Below are 19133 nucleotides of genomic sequence, written 5' to 3' on the forward strand. Positions count from 1 at the left end.
ACGCCCGGCCGAGATCTGCGTACCGTAACAACCGGGCAACGGGGGGTTGACCGCGCCCTGACCTTCCCTGCCACCATGGCCGCAAGCATTCCCACGTTGTGGAGCGCCGGATGAGCGAGGACGAGTCGACGATCGAGAAGACCCGGCTCGTGCGGCCCCCCAGGTGGAACGGTCCACCGCTGCTGCTGTCCGCGGCGGAGACCCGGGTGGTGGTGGCGGGCACCGGCACGCATCAGCCCTCCTCACGGCTGCCACAGGTGCCGGCGGTTCCGGCCACCGTCGCCGATCTCGGTCAGGCGCTGGTCGAACGGGCGGGTCTGGCGCCGGCCAACCTGTCCGTGCTGCTCGATCCGGCGACTCCGGCGAATCTGGGCGAGGCCCTGGAACGGGCGGCGGGCGAGGCCACCGGCGTGCTGTTGTTCCACTATGTCGGGCACGGGCTGTTCGGCCCGGGGAACGAGCTGCACCTGGCCACGCGGGCCACGACGGACCTCGGGCAGGGGGTGGCCGGCTACCAGGCGCTGCCGTACTCGATGGTGCGCCGGATCCTGGCGTCGTCGCGGGCCGAGCTGGTCGTCGTGATCCTCGACTGCTGCTTCACCGCCGGCCCGCGGCCGGTGCCGGCCAAGGCGATGGAGCAGGCGCTCGACGTGTCCGCGCGGGGCGCGTACGTGCTGGCGTCCTCCAGCAAGGACGAGAACGCGTGGGCGCTGCCCGGCGTCAGGCACACCGCGATGACCGGCGCGCTGCTGCGGCTGCTGAACGAGGGCGACCCGTCGGGGCCGCGCGCGTTCACCCTGGACCACGTGCACCACCACCTGTCCCGGGTGCTGCCCGCGGCCGGGTTCCCCAAGCCCCGGCGGCAGGCCGGCGCGCTCAAGGAGCTGCCGCCGCTGGCCGTCAACCCGGCTCACGACGCTCCCGCCTCCCAGACGGGCCCGCCGACCGGCTCCCCCGGCGACCTCAACAGCCCCTACCGCGGGCTGGCGGCCTTCGGGCCCGAGCACGCGGGGCTGCTCTTCGGCCGTGCGGAGCAGACGAGGTCGCTGGTGACGCGGGCGCGCCAGGCGTTGCGGTCCTCGGGGCCGCCGGTGGCGATCGGGTCGCAGGCGTTCGAGGCCGGCGGGCCGCTGGTCCTCACCGGCCCGTCCGGGTGCGGGAAGACCTCGCTGCTGCGCGCCGGGCTGATCCCCGCGCTGGCCAAGGAGGGCGGCCGGTACGTCGTCATGACCCCGGGCGCGCGGCCGGTGGCCGGGCTGGCGCGGGAGCTGGCGGCCCTGACGGGCAACGATCAGGAACGGCTGCGCGCGGTGATCGAGTCCGACCCGGGCGCGGCCGGGCGCGGGCTGCCCGCCCGCACGCTGCTGGTGGTGGACCAGTTCGAGGAGCTCTTCACCGTCTGCACGGACGAGCCCGCGCGGCGGCGTTTCGTCGAGGCGCTGGTCGCGGTCTCCCGTTCCGCCGCCGTGGTGATCGCGGTCCGCGGCGACTTCTTCGGGCGCTGCGCGAGCTATCCCGGCCTGCTGGAGACGATGCGGCGGCCCGAGATCGTCGCCCCCATGACGCCGGCCGAGCTGCGCGAGGCGATCGAGGAGCCGGCCGTGCGCTCGGGGCTCTCCCTGGAGCCCGGGCTGGTCGAGCTGATCCTGGAGGACGTCCAGGCGGTCGAGGACGACCTGCTGCCCAGGCTCTCCCACGCGCTGCTGGCCACCTGGCAGCGGCGCGCCGGTGGCGTGCTGACCATGGCCGGCTACCGCTCCGCCGGCGGGGTGGCGCGGGCGGTGGCGATGAGCGGCGAGGAGACGCTGCGGCGGCTCGGCGCGGAGTCGGAGCCGGTGGCGCGCGGCCTGCTGGTCCGGCTGGTGCACGTGGACGAGCAGGCCGGCGGCCTGCGGCGGCGGGTCCCGGTGGGCGATCTGAGCCCGGGGCCGTCGTCGATCGAGGGGCAGGTGCTGGCGGAGTTCGTCCGCGCCCGGCTGGTCACGCTGGACGGCACCCAGGCCGAGCTCGCGCACGAGGCGCTCATCCGCGCCTGGCCGCGGCTCGGCACCTGGGCGGAGACCGGGCGGGCCCAGCTGCTGGTACGGCGCCGGCTGGCCGAGGACGCGCTGATGTGGCAGCGCGACGGGCAGGACGCCGGCTACCTGTACGCCGACGACCGCCTCGCCATCGCCCAGGCGGCCGTGAGCGCGTCCGTCCCCGCGGCACCAGCTCCGCGAGCCGCCCAGCCGGCCCAAGGCCCTGTGGCCACAGGCGGGCCCGCGACAGCCGACCCCACCCTCACCCCCGTCGAGCGGGACTTCCTGGCCGCGTCGCGTGGCCGGAAGGCGCGGCGGTCACTGATCGCCCGGGCCGCCATCGCCTCCCTGGCCGTGCTGTTCCTCGTGGCGGCGGCGGGCGGTGTCGTGGCGCTGGTGCGGAGCGGGCAGGCCGGCAGGCTGGCGAACGAGGCCGCCGCGGCGCGGGACCAGGCCCTGTCCCGCCAGGTGGCCGCGTCCGCGAGCACCGTCAGGGACACCTCGCTCGGCTCCCAGCTCGCCTTGGCCGCCTACCGCGTCTCGGCCACGCCCGAGGCCAGGGGCGCGCTGCTCGGCTCCCTGTCGCGTCCGGTCGGCGCCCGCATGATCGGGCACACCGGCCCGGTCGAGCGGGTCGCCTACCGCCCCGACGGCCGCGTCGCCGTCACCGCCTCCGGCGACACCACCGCGAGGCTGTGGAACGTCACCGACCCCCTGCGCCCGAAGGCCCTGGGCGTGGCGAGGGGGCACACCGGCGGCGTGCTCGCGGCGGCGTTCAGCAAGGACGGCAAGACGCTGGCCACGGCGTCGGCCGACGGCACGGCCCGGCTGTGGAACGTCTCCGACCCGGCCGAGCCCCGCGCTTCGTCCACCCTCAAGGGGCACAAGGAGCAGGTCACCTCGGTGGCGTTCAGCCCGAAGGACGACGTGCTGCTCACCGCGTCCGCCGACGGCACCGGCCGGCTGTGGAACGTCGAGGACACCGCCAAGCCCGCCGCGGTCTCCGTGCTGAGCCGGCAGTCCGCCCTCACCAGGGCGGTGTTCAGCCCGGACGGCCGCCTGGCCGCGCTGGCCGGCACCGGCGGCACGATCGCCATCCTCGACGTGCTCACGCCCGCGCAGCCGAAGAGCCTGGCCACGCTGACCTCGCAGGAGGGCGCCGTGCGCGGCGCGGCCTTCTCGCCGAACGGGCTCAACCTGGCCACCTCCTCCGCCACGGGCGCGGTGCAGGTGTGGGACATCACGGCGACCAAGCTGCTCGGCACGGCCCGCGGCCACTCCGCCTCCGTGGACGACATCGCCTACAGCCCCGACGGCAGCGTCCTGGCCAGCGCCTCGGCCGACGCCACCGTGCGGCTGTGGAGCATGGAGTCGCCGAGCGAGCCCGAGCTCACGGCGACGCTGGCCGGGTTCCCCGATCCGGTGACGGGTGTGGCGTTCAGCCCGAGCGGCCAGAACCTGGCCACCTCCGCCACCGACGGCATCGCCCGCCTGTGGAACGTCTCCAACGCCTCCCGGGTCGCCCCCCGCGCCCGGCTCGACCGGCACACCGCCCCGGTCAACGGGATCGCGATCGCCAAGAGCGGCCGCGTCCTGGCCACGACCTCGGACGACATGAGCGTCAAACTCTGGGACCTGGCCGACCCGGCGGTGGCCGTCCCGCAGTCCACGCTGTCGGGACACACCGGGAAGGTCATGGCGGCCTCGTTCAGCCCCGACGGGCGGCGCCTGGTCACGGCCTCGCTCGACCGGACCGCCAAGCTCTGGGACGTCTCGGAGCCGGCCACCCCCAAGCTGCTCGGCACGCTGACCGGGCACACCGACGGCCTGCGCTCGGCCGCGTACGGACCGGCCGGCAAGACCGTGGTGACGACCGCCCGCGACGGCAGGACGATGCTGTGGGACGTCGCCACCCCGGCCACCCCTAAGCGGCTCTCCACGCCGGGCGCAGCCGACAGGCGGCTGAACACCGCCGTGTTCCGCCCCGACGGCCGCGTGGTGGCGACGGGCTCCGGCACCTCGTCGGTACGGCTCTGGGACGTCGCCAAGCCCGCCAAGCCCCAGTCGCTGAAGACCTTCTCCGCGGCCTCCGGCGGGGTGCTCGACCTGAGCTTCAGCAAGGACGGCAAGACGCTGGCCGTGGCCGCCTCCGACGGCACGGCCCGGCTGTGGGACGTGTCCCGCCCCGCCCAGCCCAAGGCCCTGGCGAGCCTGCCCGGTCACACCGCCGACGTCTCCGCCGTCGCGTTCGCCGCCGACGACCGCACGCTCGTCACCGCCTCCCAGGACCGTACGTTGCGCGTGTGGAACGTCGCCGACCTCGCGCGGCCCTCGCTCTGGGCCGTGTTCGCCGGCTCCGACGCGGCCGGCGACGTGGAGCTCGGCCCCGACGGCACCGTGCTGGCCAGCGCGTCCGGCACGGCCGCGCAGCTCTGGGGGCTGAACGTGGAGCAGGCGAGCGCGAACGTCTGCGAGGCCGCCGGCACGCCGGTCACCAGGGCCGAGTGGGCCCAGTACGTCCCCGGCCGCCCCTACGCGCCGCCCTGCGCCGCCGCCACCACGACCGCCACCCCGGCCACCGGCTCGTAGCGCCACCCGCCTCCGGAGCAGCGGCGGCTCCCAGCGGGGCGCCGCCGCACCGGAGGGTGGGTGTGGCGCGGCTACCCTGAGCGCCCCGACCTGCCCTTTTCTGGCCTAGCCTCGAAGCATGGACACGGAGAACCTGCTCGGGCAGTTCCTGCGGGCCCGCCGCGAGCTGCTCCAGCCCGAGGACCTGGGCCTGCCCGTCGGCGTCCGCCGCCGGGTGTCCGGCCTGCGCCGGGAGGAGGTCGCCCGGGCCGCGGGCGTGAGCACCGACTATTACGTACGACTGGAGCAGGGCCGCGAACGGCACCCGTCGGCTCAGGTGATCGACGCGCTGGCCCGCGCGCTGGAGCTGGAGGAGGACGCGACCGCGCACCTGCACGAGCTGGCCAGGCCCACCGCCGGCCGGCCGCACGGCCAGGGCGGTCAGGGCGGTCAGGGCGGCGGCCCTGAGCAGGTCAGCCTCCGCCTGCTGCGGATGATGGACGCCTGGCCGCACACGCCCGCCGTGGTGCTCGGCCGCCGGATGACCGTGCTGGCCGCCAACATGCTCGGCGAGGCTCTGTTCGCCGGGCACGCCCACAGCGGCGACCTGGTGCGGCTGGTGTTCCTCGACCCGGACGCGCGTACCTTCTATCCCGAATGGGACCGGGTGGCGCTCAACACCGTCGCCGGGCTGCGCCAGTCGATCGGCGCCGACTACGACGACCCCGCGCTGGTCGAGCTGGTCGGGGAGTTGTCGCTCAAGAGCCGGGAGTTCCGCGAACTGTGGGCCCGGCACGACATCCGCCAGAAGACCCACGAGACCAAGCGCTTCCGTCATCCGCTGGTGGGCGAGCTGACGCTGCACTACGAGGCGCTGACCGTCAACAGCGCGCCGGGTCAGCAGCTCGTCGTCTACCAGGCCGATCCGGGCAGCGCCTCGGAAGAGGCCCTCGGCCTCCTGGGCAGCCTGACCGCCTGATCCGGCCACCGGACGGCCGCACCGCCTGATCCATCTGCCGGGCGGCCGCACCGACCGAACCATTCCGTCCACCGCGCGGCGACCTTCGCCGGCGCGCCATTCGACCATGCCACGAAACCATCAGGAAGTACCTCACACCATGAACGACACGAACGTCTGGTTCATCACCGGCTGCTCGACCGGTCTCGGCCGCGCGCTGGCCGGCGCCGTCCTCGATCGCGGCCTGCGCGCCGTGGTCACCGCCCGCGACCCGGAGCAGGTGGCCGACCTCGTCGGACGCCATCCCGGCCGCGCCCTAGCCCTGCCGCTCGACGTCACCGACGGCAAGCAGATCGAGCACGCCGTGGTCGAGGCGCAGCGCGCGTTCGGCCGGATCGACGTGCTGGTCAACAACGCCGGCTACGGCTATCTGGCCGCGATCGAGGAGGGCGAGGACGAGCAGGTGCGGGCCCTGTTCGACACCAACGTGCACGGCCTGGTGGACGTCACCAAGGCCGTGCTGCCCGCCATGCGCGCCCGCCGCTCCGGCCACATCGTGAACGTGTCCTCGCTCGGCGGCCTGGCCGCCTTCGGCGCGACCGGCTACTACCACGCGACCAAGTTCGCCGTGGAGGGGCTGTCGGAGTCGCTGGCGGCCGAGGTCGGGCCGCTGGGGATCAAGGTCACGATCGTGGAGCCGGGCGCGTTCCGTACGAACTGGTCCGGGCCGTCCATGCGGCAGTCCGGGGTCAGCATCGGCGACTACGTCGAGACCGCCGGCGCGCGCCGCGCGTCGACCCTGGCCACCTACGGCCGGCAGCCCGGCGACCCGGAGCGCGCCGCCGCGGCGATCATCGCCGCGGTCGAGGCCGACGAGCCGCCGCTGCGGCTGCTGCTCGGCAAGGTCGCCTACGACGTGGCCACGGCCCGGCTCGGCACGCTCGCGACCGTCTTCGGCACCTGGCGCGAGCTCACGCTCAGCGCCGACTACCCGTCCCAGGAGGGAACCTCATGAGCAAGGTCGTTCTGATCACCGGCGCGAGCAGCGGCATCGGCGAGGCCACCGCGCTGCGCCTGGCCGCCGACGGCCACCGGGTCGTCCTCGGCGCCCGGCGCGAGGACCGGCTGGCCGTGATCGCCAAGGCGATCGAGGCCGCGGGGGGCGAGGCCGACGTGCGCCGCCTCGACGTGACCGACCGGCGGGACGTCGCCGCCTTCGCCGACGGCGCCGCCGAGCGGCACGGCCGCATCGACGTGATCGTCAACAACGCCGGCGTGATGCCGCTGTCCCGGCTGGACGCGCTGCTGGTCGACGAGTGGGACCGGATGATCGACGTGAACGTGCGCGGCCTGCTGTACGGGATCGCCGCCGCCCTGCCGCACTTCCAGCGCCGGGGTGAGGGGCACTTCGTCACCGTCGCCTCGGTCGGCGCCCATCAGGTGGTGCCGACGGGGGCGGTCTACTGCGGGACGAAGTACGCCGCCTGGGCGATCACCGAGGGGCTGCGGCAGGAGCTGGACCCGGGCATCCGGGTCACCACCCTCTCGCCCGGCGTGGTGGAGTCGGAGCTGGCCGGCTCCATCACCGACCCGCTGGCCCAGGAGGCGATGCGGGACTACAGGAAGGACACCATCCCGCCCGGCAGCATCGCGGACGCCATCGCCTACGCGATCGGCCAGCCGGCGGACGTGGACGTCAACGAACTCGTCATCCGCCCGGCCCGCCAGCGCTGAGCCGGGCGGGCCGGGGGCCGCTCAGAGGAGCGGTGGCGGGGGTCAGCTGAACGGGTTGCCGTTGGGCAGGTCCTCGCCTTCGGGTTCGAGCGCGTACGCGATGCCCGCGTCGATGTCGCTGTCGAACCCCGTCCGGTAGGCCACCGTGTACGCGTTGTCGCCGAGCAGGTCGCGGGCCTGCGCCTCGCAGCCCTTCCTGGCCGCCACCCACGCGGGCACGCTGGCCTGGGCCTGGCCGTGGGTGCTCCAGATCCGCTGGGCCAGCCCGAGCAGCCGCGCGGCGCGCAGGCCCCGCCCGGCCGCGCCCGCCGCCAGGGCCAGCAGGTCCACGGTCATGCCGATGCCGAAGCTGTCGTGCAGCCGCCTCTTGGTACGCAGCGCCGCCTGTCCGTAGGAGACGGCCGCGTCGAGGCGCCCGCCGCTCAGCTCGGCCTGGCCGCGCAGCAGGTCGCCGTGGGAGCGCATCAACTGCTCGCCGCGCTCGTCGCAGAGGGAACGCAGGTCCTCCAGGACGGCGATCGCCTCGTCGACGCGGTTGTCGACGGTGTAGGCGTGGGCCCGGCACAGCAGCGCCAGCAGGCCGGCGATGGTCAGCGGCTCGCCGCTCCAGCGGGCGAGGTACGCGGGCTCCGACTCGGCCATCGCCTGCACCAGGTCGCCCCTGATGACCCCGGCGGAGGAGCGCAGGGCCTGGACGCACATGGCGGCGTAGGGATCGTCTTCGGGGGCGGCCCGCTCGCACTCCGCGGCCCTGGTCTCGGCTCCGTCGGCGTCACCCTGCGTGGCGGCGAGCAGGCCGTCGGCCCACAGCGCCTGCGCGAGCGCGAGGCCCGGCCTGGTGTCCAGGTCGAGGGCCTGGCGCAGGTAGTGGCGGCCCTCCTTGGCGTAGCCGCAGCCGTACCAGAAGAAGGCCAGCGTCCCGGCCAGCTCCAGCGCGGGCAGGCCGTCCTTGACGCCGAGGGCGACCTCCATGGCGGCGCGCAGGTTGTCGTGCTCGCCGATCATGCGGTCGTACCAGGAGATCTGGCCGGGCCCGAGCCAGCCGGCCGCGCCCTTGGTGGCCAGCGACAGGTAGTGCTCGCGGTGGCGCTGCTTGAAGCGCTCCTCCTCGCCGAGGCCGCGCAGCCAGCCCGCACCGTATTCGCGCAGCGTGTCCAGCATGCGGTAGCGCTCTCCCGCGCCGGTCGGCAGCCAGGTCAGGATGGACTCCTCGGCCAGCGCGTCGAGCAGTTGCCCGATGTCGGCCTCGCCGAGCAGGTCGTCCGCGCACACCCGGCGTACGGCCTCGGCGTCGAAGTCGCCCGCGAACACCGACAGCCGCGCCCAGAGCAGCCGCTCGGCGGGCTCGCACAGCTCGTGACTCCATCCGATGGCGGTGCGCAGCGCCTGGTGCCACGGCGGTCCGGCCTCGCCGGACGCGCCCGATGCGGCCGCATCTCCCGACGCGGCGGGATCGGTTAACGACGCGGCCGAGGCGGCGGGATCGTCGCGGAGGGTGGCGAATCTGTCGTCGAGCCGGTCGGCCAGGTGCTCGACGGGCATCTCACGCAGCCGCGCCGCCGCCAGTTCGATCGCCAGCGGGATGCCCTCCAGCCGCCGGCACAGCCGGATGACGGCGTCCTGGTCCTGATCGGCCAGGTCGAAGCCGGGCACGGTCTCGGCGGCGCGCTCGGCCAGCAGCGCCGCCGCGTCACCGAGGCCGGCGCTCGTGCCGGGTGGCGGGACCGGCAGCGGGTCGACCACGTAGACGAGCTCGCCGGGCACGTCGAGCGGGCGGCGGCTGGTGGCCAGCACGCGCAAGCCCGGCACGGCGTCGAGCAGCGTCTCGACCGTCCTGGCGCAGGCGCCGACGAGGTGTTCGCAGGTGTCGAGGACGAGCAGGATCTCCCGGTCGTACAGGTGCTCGGCCAGCACCTCGACCATCGGGCGGGTGGTCTGGTCGGTGAGCCTGAGCGCCTCGGCGATGGCGTGCGGCAACAACGAGCCGTCCACGAGCGGCGACAACTGCACCAGCCAGGCTCCACCGCTGAACTGGGGCCGCAGGCCGGCGGCGGCGCGCAACGCGAGGCGGGACTTGCCGACACCGCCCACGCCGGTGAGCGTGACCAGGCGGGAGCGCCGCGCGGCCTGGCGCACCTGTTCGAGCTCGGCCCGGCGGCCGATCAGGCTCGTCAACTCCGCAGGGAGGTTGCCTGCCTGCCACTTGCCCACCATGCGATCGCCACCCATCGGCCGGATTTGTGACAGCAGCTTGCCCGACAGCGCCGCGCTACGTCACCGAAAGTGAGAATGTCATTACTCCGATGCTCGCGATGGTGCGCCCGTGGCGCGGGTGCCGTCAAGAGGAGGAGCGCCCCCGATATCGGGAGCGCTCCTCACGATGACGCCTCAGGTTCCGTAGGCTCTGACCTCCAGCAGGCCGACGGAGCTGGTGCCGGTCCCGGTGAGCAGCACCCGCAGGCGGCTGGTGGCGGTCGCGGTGAAGGTGACGGTGTTGTAGGCGTTCTTGGCCGACGTGTACGCCGAAGCGCCGGGCACGTCCGCGTACGCGCTGCCGTTCCAGTACTGCAGCCTCCACGACGCCGGCATGTCGATGCCCTGCTCGTCGTCGAAGAAGTACACCTCGGCCCGGTTCAGGGTGCGGCCCGAGGACCAGGTCAGGTCCACCCACTGCTGGCCGGACTGCGGCCAGGAGCCCCAGCGTGGGTTGACCGTGTCGTTGGAGGAGGGCGGGTCGATGCCGTCGTTGACGGCGTTCACGCTCTCCCATGACGAGGTGTAGGACGCGGTCGGCGTGGCCGACCGCGCCAGGTTGGACGGCGGCTGCACGCCGCCCCGGTTGTGCGCCTTGATCTCGGTGAGGCCGGTCCGCGCGCCGGAGGCGGCCGTGGCCAGCACCCGGACGCGCTGGGCGGTGATCGCGGGGAAGCGCACCAGGTTGTAGTTGGCCCGCGGCGCGGCCGGGGTCTTGGTCTGCGCGGGCACGCTGACCCAGGCCGAGCCGTTGTGGTACTGGAGGTCGAACGACGCGGGCGCCCGGTAGGTCGCGCTCGCAGGACGGCTGTCCTTGAAGTAGAGCCGGACCTCGTCGAGGGTGCGGGCGGTGCCGAAGTTGAGCTCGTACCAGTCCTGTCCGGCGGTGGTGCCGCCCCAGAACGGCTCGTTGATCGGGAAGCCGTCCACGGCGCCGGCCGCCGGGCTGCCGGAGGCGGTGGTGGAGGCCGTGGCGGTGGCGCCGGCGGCCAGGTTGGCCAGGTCGGCGGTCAGGTCGACGCCGGCCTTGGCGAGCAGGTCGACCATGCGGGCGCCGCTGTGGACGACCTGGGCCGGCGAGCGCAGTCCCGAGACGGCGACGTGGTGGGTGACGGTGCCGCTCGTGGTGACCGTTCCGGTGGCGGGGTCCCAGGTGAAGGGCACGAGTGCGGAGACCGTGGCGGCGCGGGCGCCGTTGACGTAGATCGAGTAGCCCTCGGGCACGCCGGGGTAGCGGACGACGCCGTCGGCCGGGTCGTCCCAGACGATGGTCAGGTCGGCGCCGCGGTAGCGCAGGTTGTTGACGGTGAAGTGGGTCCAGCCGATGTCGATCGGCGAGAGCTCCACCTTGGCGTCGTTGCGCGGCCGCAGCCCGGCGACGTCCTCGATCACGGTCCAGTTGCCGCTGCCGAGGATGTTGTGGTGGATCCAGGAGCGGTAGGCGATGGAGGAGCCGTTCCAGTCGGCCCAGAACTCGTTGGCGTCCGGCCACTGGGTGTTGCCGCCCACGTACTGGGCCCAGGCGTTCCAGTAGAGGAGCTTCTTGTACCAGGTCGCGTCGATCCACTCGTTCGGGTAATCGCGCAGCACCGAGGAGAGCAGGCGGAACTGCACGGTGGAGTTGATCGTGGAGAAGTTGTTGCTGCCGGTGCCCGAGGCCGCCTTGTCGGCCTGGTTGGCGGTGTAGAAGGGGAAGATCGGATACTGGGCCGGATCGTCGAAGAGGCGCAGCGCCTGCTTGTAGGTGGCCGTGTTGGGGATCGCGCCGACGGCGAACGGGTAATAGTTGTTGATCTCCTTCCACGGCACCCATTCATTGGTGGACTTGAGCCGGTGCTCGAAGAGCTGCCTGCCCGGGTTCCACAGCACGCCGACGATGGCGTTCTGGATCTGCGTGGCCAGCGTGCGCAGCTCGGTGGCCTTGGCGGTGTTGCCGGCCGTCTCGTACGCCTGCGCGGCGGCCAGCGCGCCGCTGTACTGGTAGGCGCTCTCGGCCCGGTCCATCCGGCCCGGCTTCCAGTGGAAGGAGACGGCGTCGGCGTCGTTGCCGGTCAGGGCGCCCCAGTCGTACTCGATCAGCTTGTTGTTGTCGGTGTCGTAATAGGACAGCTGCCCCTTGACGTCCTGCTCGGCGTAGCGGGCCAGGTTGGCCGCGATGGCGGGCTGGCCGCCGTGGATCTGGTAGCTCTTCCAGGCGGCCTCGCCGATGTACTGGGTGTAGCTGTTGGACCAGTTCTCCGGATCGCCGGGGTTGTCGAGGAAGCGGCCGTTCTTGGAGGTCTGCCCGACGCTCAGCCAGTCGCCGTAGGCGTAGATCGGGTCGCGCAGGTACTTGAGGTCGTCGATGTGCATGGGCTGGGTCAGCGCGATCGCGTTGTTGTAGCCGAGCACACCCTCGGTCGAGGTGGGGAACTGGAAGGTCTGGCCGGGGATGTCGGCGTCGAGGTGGTTGAAGCGCATCAGCCACCAGCGGTAGTAGATGTTCTTCTTGATGGCCGGCTCGGGCACGTCGATGTAGGGGACGTTCTCGGCCCACCAGCGGTTGTAGGCGCGCACGTGGGTGGCGAACGCGGTGGCGGCCGAGTAGCCGGCGTAGGCGTCGTACTCGGTGCGGGAGGCCGGGATCTCGTCGGTGACGAAGCCCATGACGACCTTGACGGTGACGGTGGCGCCCGCGGCGATCGTGAGCGAGCGGTTGAGCCCGCCACTGGAGACGGCGCAGCCGTCGCAGGTGAGCCGCGGGCGCAGGGTGGTCAGGTTGTTGTAGGCGTTGACCTGGCCGGTCAGCTCGGCGCCCGAGCCGGTGGTGGCGTACGGGGAGGTGGCGCGCAGTTGCAGCGTGGCCGAGGCGGAGCCGCCGTTGGTGATCGCCAGGTTGGCCACGGCCACATTGTTGTCGGTGACGAACTTCGTCTGGTTGACGGTGATCGAGCCGCTGGTGTGCCGGCTCTTCCAGTGGCTCGGCGCCTGCCAGCGCGAGCTCACCTGTTCGGTGAACGTGCCCGGCGTGAGCGCGACGGTGAACGCGTTGTTGTCGCTGATGCTCTCCCAGTACGCGGCCTGCCCGGCGAACCCGAGCGTGCCCGGCGTGTGCGTCTTCATGAACAGCGCCCGGCCGCGCGACATGAGCCAGGTGCCCGCCGGGTCGTTGCCGGGCCTGGCCAGCAGCCGGTCCATCCAGAAGTCGGTGCCGGAGCTCTCGGCGTCATAGATGGCCCGCATCATGTCGCCGGTCGTGTACGCCCCCGGCGGCGCCGGGACGGCGGGACCGCCGAAGGAGGGGTAGCCGATGGTCTGGTCGGCGTGCGCCGGGGCGCCGGCCACGATCAGAGCCGCGATCAGCAGCAGGGCGGACAGGACGCGCCTCATGAGAAGGCCCTCCGTTCGAGCACGCCGGTCGAGTAGCCGGTTCTTGAGGTGATGTTCAGCCGCAGCCGGGTCGTGCTGACCGGGCTGAACGTGATCGGGTTGAACGTGTCGCCGGCCACGCCGCAGCCGGGCAGGTCGACGTAGGCACCGCCGTTCCAGTACTGGAGCCGGCAGGAGGCGGGCAGGTCGATGCCGAGGCCGTCGTCGAACCAGTACACCTCGGACCTGGAGATCGTCCGGCGGCCGGCCAGCGGTATTCGAGCCATTCGGTGCCCTGGTGGTTCCAGTTGCCGTAGGCGCCGTGGCTGTGCGGGAAGTTCGCCAGGCTCAGCCGGGCGCCCTGGTCGGTGAAGGTGGTGGCGTCGGAGGAGGTGAAGAGGTGCCGGTCGCGCATGACGAAGTTCGTGCCGCCGGTCGGGGCCTCGTCGTGGCCGGTGTAGAGGTACAGGGTGTCGCCGACGGCCAGCGTGGCCGGGTCGGCCGGGTAGATCGCGGTGGTGATCGGCGGGCCCGCCAGTGCGGGCCGCGCGGTGCCGGGGAGGAGCAGGAGTGCCGCGGCGAGGGCCGCCGCCCATCGTCGTCTCATGAGTGGCCCCTTGTGGATGTGAGCGCTAACATGACAGGCTCGGGACTACCTAAAAGGTTTTCGGGAACGTAGATCGCCAGAGGCGGGTCTGTCAATCGGCTCCTGCACGTTGTTGCACGTGCCATGAACTGCGCGGAAGAGAATCCGGCGGCGCTGATCAGCTCAACCGCGTCTGATTACAGTTGGGTATCAACGAAAAGGGTTTCGACGACTTTCTTCGCCCGATGTCACGACGCGGCCGCGCCGCGCGCCTGCGCGGAAAGTCCCCCGGCGCATGAGAGGTTCCGAGAAGTAGCTCCTGATCTCCAAGGACCTTCCGTGGTACACGATCGCGAAGACCGGCGGGTCAGCCGGCGACGGCTCATCACCGGAATCGGCACACTCAGCCTCGGCGGCCTGCTCACCGCCGGCGACCCCAGCTTCGGCGTCACCCTGACGGACGACCCGTCCACCGCCTTCGACCCCGGCACCCACGCCAAGGCGGACGCGCTGTTCGCCAAGGCCAGGACGTGCCGGCTGGCGCCCAGCACGATGCAGGGCCCCTACTACTTCGAGACCGGCGCGATCCGCAGCGACCTGCGCGAGGACCGGGAGGGCGTCCGGCTGCGGCTGGCGATCAAGGTGCAGGACGGCGCCAGCTGCCGGCCGCTGCCCAGAGCCGTGGTGGAGATCTGGCACTGCGACGCCGCCGGGCTCTACTCGGGGGCCGAGTCCGAGTCGCGCGACGCGCTCAAGGACCGGGGCGAGGACGGCAAAGCGCAGATCAACCCCGACACGAAGTTCGCCGACATGAGGCCCACGGACCGCAAGCGTTACCTGCGCGGCGTCCAGATCGCCGACACCGGCGGCGTGGTCCGCTTCACCACCATCTGGCCGGGCTGGTATCCGGGCCGCACCGTGCACATCCACGCGATGGTGGTCGTGGACGACCGGCGCGCCCTGTGCACGGAGCTCATGTTCGACGAGAGCCTCAACAGGAAGGTGCTGTCCCGCCCCCCTTACCTCGGGCACGACCAGGCCCGCGACACCCACAACGGCAACGACCCCGTCTTCAAGGACGACATGCTGGCCCACGTCGTCCAGGACGGCGACGGCTACCTCGCCGTCATCGTGGTGGCCACCGACCCCGACCTGCGCCAGGTCTGACCGGCCGCACCGGCCCCGCGCGGCGGGCGGGGACGGTGCGCGCGGCGTGAGTTCCGGCCGCTCAGTGCGGGCGGCGCGGGCTCGGGTGCGTCAGACGCGGCGCACCACGTGCAGCAGGTACTCCTTGCGGTCGAGCGGGTTGTGGTCGGTGCGCGGGCGGCGCGGGATCGGGCCGCGTACGCGCTCGTACCGGTCGAAGCCGGACTCCAGCACGGCCTCGCCCTGGGTCAGCCCCGGCAGCCGCCGCTCCAGCTCGTGCACCTTGGCCGCCGGGATCAGCCCCTCCACCAGGGAGGAGCGCTGGGTGCGCGGGGTCGCGCCGAGCCGGGCCAGCACGGGCAGCACCGGGCCCAGCGTCTCGGGCGGCAACTCCAGGCGGAAGCGGTGCATCGGCTCGTGCACCGTGGTCCCGGCCTGCCGCAGCGCGTCCATCAGCACCAGCGGGACGAGGTTGCGGAAGTCACCCGCGGTGCTCGACATGCTCTTGTCGAAGCCGCCGCCGGCATGGCTCTGCCTGGCCCAGTAGCCCGAGTGGGTCAGCGTGACCACGCAGTCCCGCATCTCCCAGCCGTGCAGGCCCTGGTGGAGCGTCTCGTGCACCGTCTCCTCGATGGCGCTCATGAACGCGTACGGCAGCGATCCCAGCTCCACCTCCAGCCGGAACTCCACTCCCCCGCCGGTCGGGTCGCCCGCCCCGCCCGGCTCGACGCGCAGGCCGACGGTGGCGAGGAACGGGTTCGGCTCCTTGCCGATCAGCTCGAACGCCGCGCCCGTGCCGGCCGGGCGTTCGACGCAGATGGTGGTGGTCTCGCGGAAGGTGACCTCGAGGCCGAAGTCGTCCAGGAGCGTGGCCTGGATGACCTCCTTCTGCACCTCGCCGTAGAGCGAGACCGACACCTCCTGGCGCACGTCGTCCTGGCGCAGGCCGATCAGCGGGTCCTGCTCGGCGAGCCGGCTCAGCGCGAGGTGCAGCGCGCCCCGGTCGGCGGCGCGGCCTGGCGACACGACGGTCTCCAGCGTGGGCGGCGCGAAGTGCCCGTCGAACGCCTCCTCGCCGCCTGACCTCCGCCCGCCTCCGGACGGCCTGTCGTCTGCGGAGGCCCGCCTGGCGCCGAGGTCCGCGTCAGGCGGATCCTGGTCCTGTAGGCGGGTCAGCCGGTCGCCGATGCGGACGTCGGCCAGGCCCCAGAGGCGGGCGATCCGGCCGGCGGGCGCCTCCTGGCAGCGCACGGCCGTGCCGCCGTCGAAGACGCTGATCGCGGTGACCCTGCCCTCGCGGCCTTTGACACCTTCCCGGCCCCCGGAGTGCTCGCCGTCCTGCGCGCCCCCGCGTCGGTCGTCGAAGCGGAGGCGGTCGCGGGTGCGCAGGGTGCCGCTGAAGATGCGCGCGTAGGCGACCTTCTCCCCCGCCGGGCCGCGCTCGACCTTGAAGACGGTGCCCGACATAGGGGTGTCCGGGTCGTCCTGGGCGGGCGGCAGCAGCTCCCTGACGCCCGCCATCAGCGCCTCCACCCCGGCTCCCGTGATGGCCGAGCCGAAGAAGACCGGGTGCGCCAGGGCCCGGCCGGTCTGGTCCGCGAGCTCGGCACGCAGGCGGGCGGCGGAGATCGAGCTCTCGTCGTCCACGTACGCCGCCAGCAGCGCGTCCTCCTGGGTGGCGAGCACGTTCACCAGGTCCTCGGCGAACGCGGCCTGACCGTCGAACGGCGTGAACGCGGCGGCGCCCGTACCGAGGCCGCAGACCGAGCCCATGGCGACGACGGACGGGGACAGCTTGGCGGCGAGCTCGCGCAGGACGCCGTCATAGCGGGCGCCACGGCGGTCGATCTTGTTGACGAAGACGAGCGTGGGGATGCCGAGCCGGCGCAGCGTGCGCATGAGCACGCGGGTCTGCGCCTGCACGCCCTCCACGGCGGAGACGACCAGGACGGCGCCGTCCAGGACGTTCAGCACCCGCTCCACCTCGGCGATGAAGTCGGGATGGCCCGGCGTGTCGATCAGGTTGACCGTGGTGCCGGCGACGGCGAAGGACACGACCGCGGATTTGATGGTGATGCCGCGCCTGCGTTCCAGGGCCAGGGTGTCGGTCTGGGTGTTGCCCTCATCGACGCTGCCGACCTCGTCGATGATCCCGGCGGCGTGCAGCAGCCGCTCGGTCAGGCTGGTCTTACCGGCGTCTACATGCGCCAAGATTCCCAAGTTGAGCGTACGCAACGAACGTCATGTCCTCTGATCGGCCTACTCCTTCTTTCGCGTGGGACATGGACGTTTGGCGCATCGGGGCTCCTCCGGGTCACTCGGCCACGACGGTGATCGCCGCGGTCGCGGCGGTGAGGCGTTCGGCCGCCTGCCAGCACATCAAACCGTCTCCACGATCGGCAACCGGTTTATGCCACGCCGGTCCGTCATGGGCTAGGGTTTGGACAGTTGCCCAAGTCGCCCGACCAAGTCGCCCGACCAAGTCGCCCGACCAAGTCGCCCGACCAAGCCGTTCGTCCGAAGAGGAGACCATGGCGACCCATTCCGCCGAACGCGGCAGGACCACCCGGCAGCGGCTGCTCGACGCCGCCGTCACCCTCGTCCCCGAGGTCGGCTGGGGCGGCGTGACGACCAGGATGGTCGCCGAGCGGGCGGGGGTGGCGCCCGGCGTGGTCCACTACCACTTCGCCTCCGTCACCGACCTGCTCATCGCGGCCGGGCTCGGCTTCACCACCGCCCTGCTCGACGGCCTCGCCGCCGAACTGGCCGCACGACCGGGCATCGGCGAGGGGATCGACTGGCTGCTCGGCGAGCTGTCGCAGTACAGCGGCGCCGACCCGGCCTCGCTGCTGGTCATGGAGATGTTCCTCGCCTCGACCCGGCTGCCCGAGCTGCGCGAACGGCTCGGGGTGCAGATCGGCGGCTTCCGCGCGGTCGTGGCGTCCTGGCTGACCGCACACGGCTACCGGGGCGACGCCGAGGCCGCGGCCGCGCTGCTGGCGGCCTCGCTCGACGGGATCGTGCTGCACCGGGCGCTCGACCCCGGCCTCGACCCGGCCGCGCTGGCCGGGCCGCTGCGGGCCATGTTCGCCGCCGGACAGACCGCTCCCGACCCGATGAGCGGCCCCCGTACCAGAACGAGGAGGACGGAAGTGTGAAGGCTCTGATCTGCGGCGCCGGCATCGCCGGGCTGACCCTGGCCTGGCATCTCGAACGCGCCGGCTGGGAGGTGGAGCTGGTCGAGCGGGCGGAGGCGTTCCGCGAGGGCGGCTACCTGATCGACTTCTACGGCGCCGCTCTCCTGGTGGCCGAGCGCATGGGGCTGAGGGAGCGGCTGACGGAGGCGCGCCACCCGGTCGACGAGGTCCGTTACGTCGACGGTTCGGGGCGGCCCCGCAGCCGGCTCAGGCTCGGGGCGGGCGGGCTGGAGGGGGTGCTCAGCCTGCTCCGGGGCGACCTGGCCCGGATCATCGCCGACGACGTGCGCGCGCCCGTCACGTACGGGACCAGCGTCGAGGCCGCCGAGCAGGACGGCCGCCGGGTGTTGGTGCGGCTGACCGACGGCACGTCCCGCGAGGTCGATCTGCTGGTGGGCGCGGACGGCGCGCGTTCGCGGGTGCGCGAGCTGGCGTTCGGCGACGTGGCGCCGCGTTATCTCGGGCATCAGGTGGCGGCCTGCGTCCTGACGGACGCGGAGCTGAGCCGCCGGGTGGGCGTCCGCTACCAGATGCTCACCGAACCGGGGCTCATGGCGGGCGCGTACGCGCTGGGCGACGACCGGCTCGCGCTGCTGTTCCTGCGCCGTGAGCCCGACCCCGAGCTGCCCGCCGACCCCGCCGCCGCGCTGCGCCGCCACTTCGGCCACCTCGGCTGGATCCTGCCGGACGTGCTGGCGCGCTGCCCCGAGCCGCCCGCCCTCTACCACGACACGGTGACGCAGGTGGTGATGGAACGCTGGCACCGGGGCCGGATCGTGCTCCTGGGCGACTCCTGCCAGGCGGTGTCGCTGTTCGCCGGGCACGGGGCGTCCATGGCCATGGCGGCGGCGTGGATCCTGGCCGACGAGCTGACGTCCGACGCGGTGGATCCGGCCGACGCGCTGGTCCGCTACCAGGAGCGGATGGAGCCGGTCATCTCGGAGGTGCAGCGGTTCGGCCGGCGGTTCATACAGTGGATGGCCCCCTCACACCGGTGGCGCATCGTGGCCCGCGACCTGATCCTCAGGCTGGCCGGGCTCCCCGGGGGCGAGCGCCTGTTCGTCAACGCGCTGAGCCAGGGCGGGCACAACCTCATCCCACCGCAGCACACCACCGTCTCACCCTCCTGACCCCGCGCCACGCTCCCGGTCTCACCCTCCTGACCCCGCGCCACACCCTTGCTCTCACCCTCCTTCACCCGCCGCCCAGCGGGTGCGCAGCCAGGCGGCGTCGCCTTGACGAACACGCGCCGCCCGCCGTCGAGGGTGAGCACGCCGAGGACGCCGTACGAGCAGCCGCCCCGCCGCGGCTCGAACCCCCGTACG

The 19133-nt window shown here is 72.9% G+C and carries 11 protein-coding genes; 7 read left to right on the forward strand and 4 right to left on the reverse strand.

The genetic code is table 11. From position 1 onward, the window contains the following. The first annotated feature begins 110 nt into the window (after nt 1-110). From OIE67_RS34070 to OIE67_RS34085, 4 genes are all read left to right on the forward strand, one after another. Nucleotides 111-4607 (forward strand): caspase, EACC1-associated type, encoded by a 4497-nt coding sequence (locus tag OIE67_RS34070; RefSeq protein WP_326628234.1) that lies wholly within the window; start codon nt 111-113, stop codon nt 4605-4607. Nucleotides 4608-4725: 118 nt separating this feature from the next. Next, nucleotides 4726-5565 (forward strand): helix-turn-helix transcriptional regulator, encoded by an 840-nt coding sequence (locus tag OIE67_RS34075; RefSeq protein ID WP_326628235.1) that lies wholly within the window; start codon nt 4726-4728, stop codon nt 5563-5565. Between the two features lie 139 nt (nt 5566-5704). Continuing rightward, nucleotides 5705-6559, forward strand: coding sequence for an oxidoreductase (locus OIE67_RS34080; RefSeq protein WP_326628237.1), 855 nt, complete (start codon nt 5705-5707; stop codon nt 6557-6559). Beyond that, on the forward strand, nt 6556-7278 hold the full coding sequence (locus tag OIE67_RS34085; protein WP_326628239.1) for an SDR family oxidoreductase: 723 nt from the start codon (nt 6556-6558) through the stop codon (nt 7276-7278). Before OIE67_RS34080 ends, OIE67_RS34085 begins: the two co-directional genes overlap by 4 nt. A gap of 42 nt (nt 7279-7320) precedes the next feature. On the opposite strand, the gene OIE67_RS34090 is transcribed toward OIE67_RS34085, so the two are convergent. The 3 genes from OIE67_RS34090 to OIE67_RS34100 form a co-directional block, all read right to left on the reverse strand. Further along, nucleotides 7321-9507: an ATP-binding protein gene (locus OIE67_RS34090; RefSeq protein WP_326628241.1), complete on the reverse strand. Its 2187-nt coding sequence runs from the start codon at nt 9505-9507 to the stop codon at nt 7321-7323. Nucleotides 9508-9666: 159 nt separating this feature from the next. Continuing rightward, nucleotides 9667-12900, reverse strand: coding sequence for a discoidin domain-containing protein (locus tag OIE67_RS34095; protein WP_326628243.1), 3234 nt, complete (start codon nt 12898-12900; stop codon nt 9667-9669). Beyond that, nucleotides 12897-13166, reverse strand: a complete 270-nt coding sequence (locus tag OIE67_RS34100; RefSeq protein WP_326628245.1) for a hypothetical protein — start codon at nt 13164-13166, stop codon at nt 12897-12899. The genes OIE67_RS34095 and OIE67_RS34100 overlap by 4 nt, the downstream gene beginning before the upstream one ends. Nucleotides 13167-13804: 638 nt before the next feature. Between OIE67_RS34100 and OIE67_RS34105 the strand changes: the two genes are divergently transcribed. Beyond that, nucleotides 13805-14632, forward strand: coding sequence for a dioxygenase family protein (locus tag OIE67_RS34105; RefSeq protein WP_326628247.1), 828 nt, complete (start codon nt 13805-13807; stop codon nt 14630-14632). A gap of 90 nt (nt 14633-14722) precedes the next feature. On the opposite strand, the gene OIE67_RS34110 is transcribed toward OIE67_RS34105, so the two are convergent. After that, nucleotides 14723-16846: a translation factor GTPase family protein gene (locus OIE67_RS34110; RefSeq protein WP_326628249.1), complete on the reverse strand. Its 2124-nt coding sequence runs from the start codon at nt 16844-16846 to the stop codon at nt 14723-14725. Nucleotides 16847-17142: 296 nt separating this feature from the next. Here OIE67_RS34110 and OIE67_RS34115 point away from each other — a divergent pair, with 296 nt between their 5' ends. Both OIE67_RS34115 and OIE67_RS34120 read left to right on the forward strand, forming a co-directional pair. Beyond that, complete coding sequence (locus OIE67_RS34115; protein ID WP_326628251.1) at nt 17143-17769, forward strand: TetR/AcrR family transcriptional regulator; 627 nt, start codon at nt 17143-17145, stop codon at nt 17767-17769. Continuing rightward, nucleotides 17766-18938, forward strand: a complete 1173-nt coding sequence (locus tag OIE67_RS34120; RefSeq protein WP_326628253.1) for an FAD-dependent oxidoreductase — start codon at nt 17766-17768, stop codon at nt 18936-18938. The genes OIE67_RS34115 and OIE67_RS34120 overlap by 4 nt, the downstream gene beginning before the upstream one ends. The last annotated feature ends 195 nt before the right edge of the window (nt 18939-19133 follow it).

It is taken from the genome of Nonomuraea fuscirosea, assembly GCF_035917475.1.
GTDB lineage: Bacteria > Actinomycetota > Actinomycetes > Streptosporangiales > Streptosporangiaceae > Nonomuraea > Nonomuraea fuscirosea.

Bases quoted from the DNA above. Each gene is read 5' to 3' on its own strand.
- OIE67_RS34070 (WP_326628234.1), top strand. From the start codon at position 111: ATGAGCGAGGACGAGTCGACGATCGAGAAGACCCGGCTCGTGCGGCCC.
- OIE67_RS34075 (WP_326628235.1), top strand. From the start codon at position 4,726: ATGGACACGGAGAACCTGCTCGGGCAGTTCCTGCGGGCCCGCCGCGAG.
- OIE67_RS34080 (WP_326628237.1), top strand. From the start codon at position 5,705: ATGAACGACACGAACGTCTGGTTCATCACCGGCTGCTCGACCGGTCTC.
- OIE67_RS34085 (WP_326628239.1), top strand. From the start codon at position 6,556: ATGAGCAAGGTCGTTCTGATCACCGGCGCGAGCAGCGGCATCGGCGAG.
- OIE67_RS34090 (WP_326628241.1), bottom strand. From the start codon at position 9,507: ATGGGTGGCGATCGCATGGTGGGCAAGTGGCAGGCAGGCAACCTCCCT.
- OIE67_RS34095 (WP_326628243.1), bottom strand. From the start codon at position 12,900: ATGAGGCGCGTCCTGTCCGCCCTGCTGCTGATCGCGGCTCTGATCGTG.
- OIE67_RS34100 (WP_326628245.1), bottom strand. From the start codon at position 13,166: ATGGCTCGAATACCGCTGGCCGGCCGCCGGACGATCTCCAGGTCCGAG.
- OIE67_RS34115 (WP_326628251.1), top strand. From the start codon at position 17,143: ATGGCGACCCATTCCGCCGAACGCGGCAGGACCACCCGGCAGCGGCTG.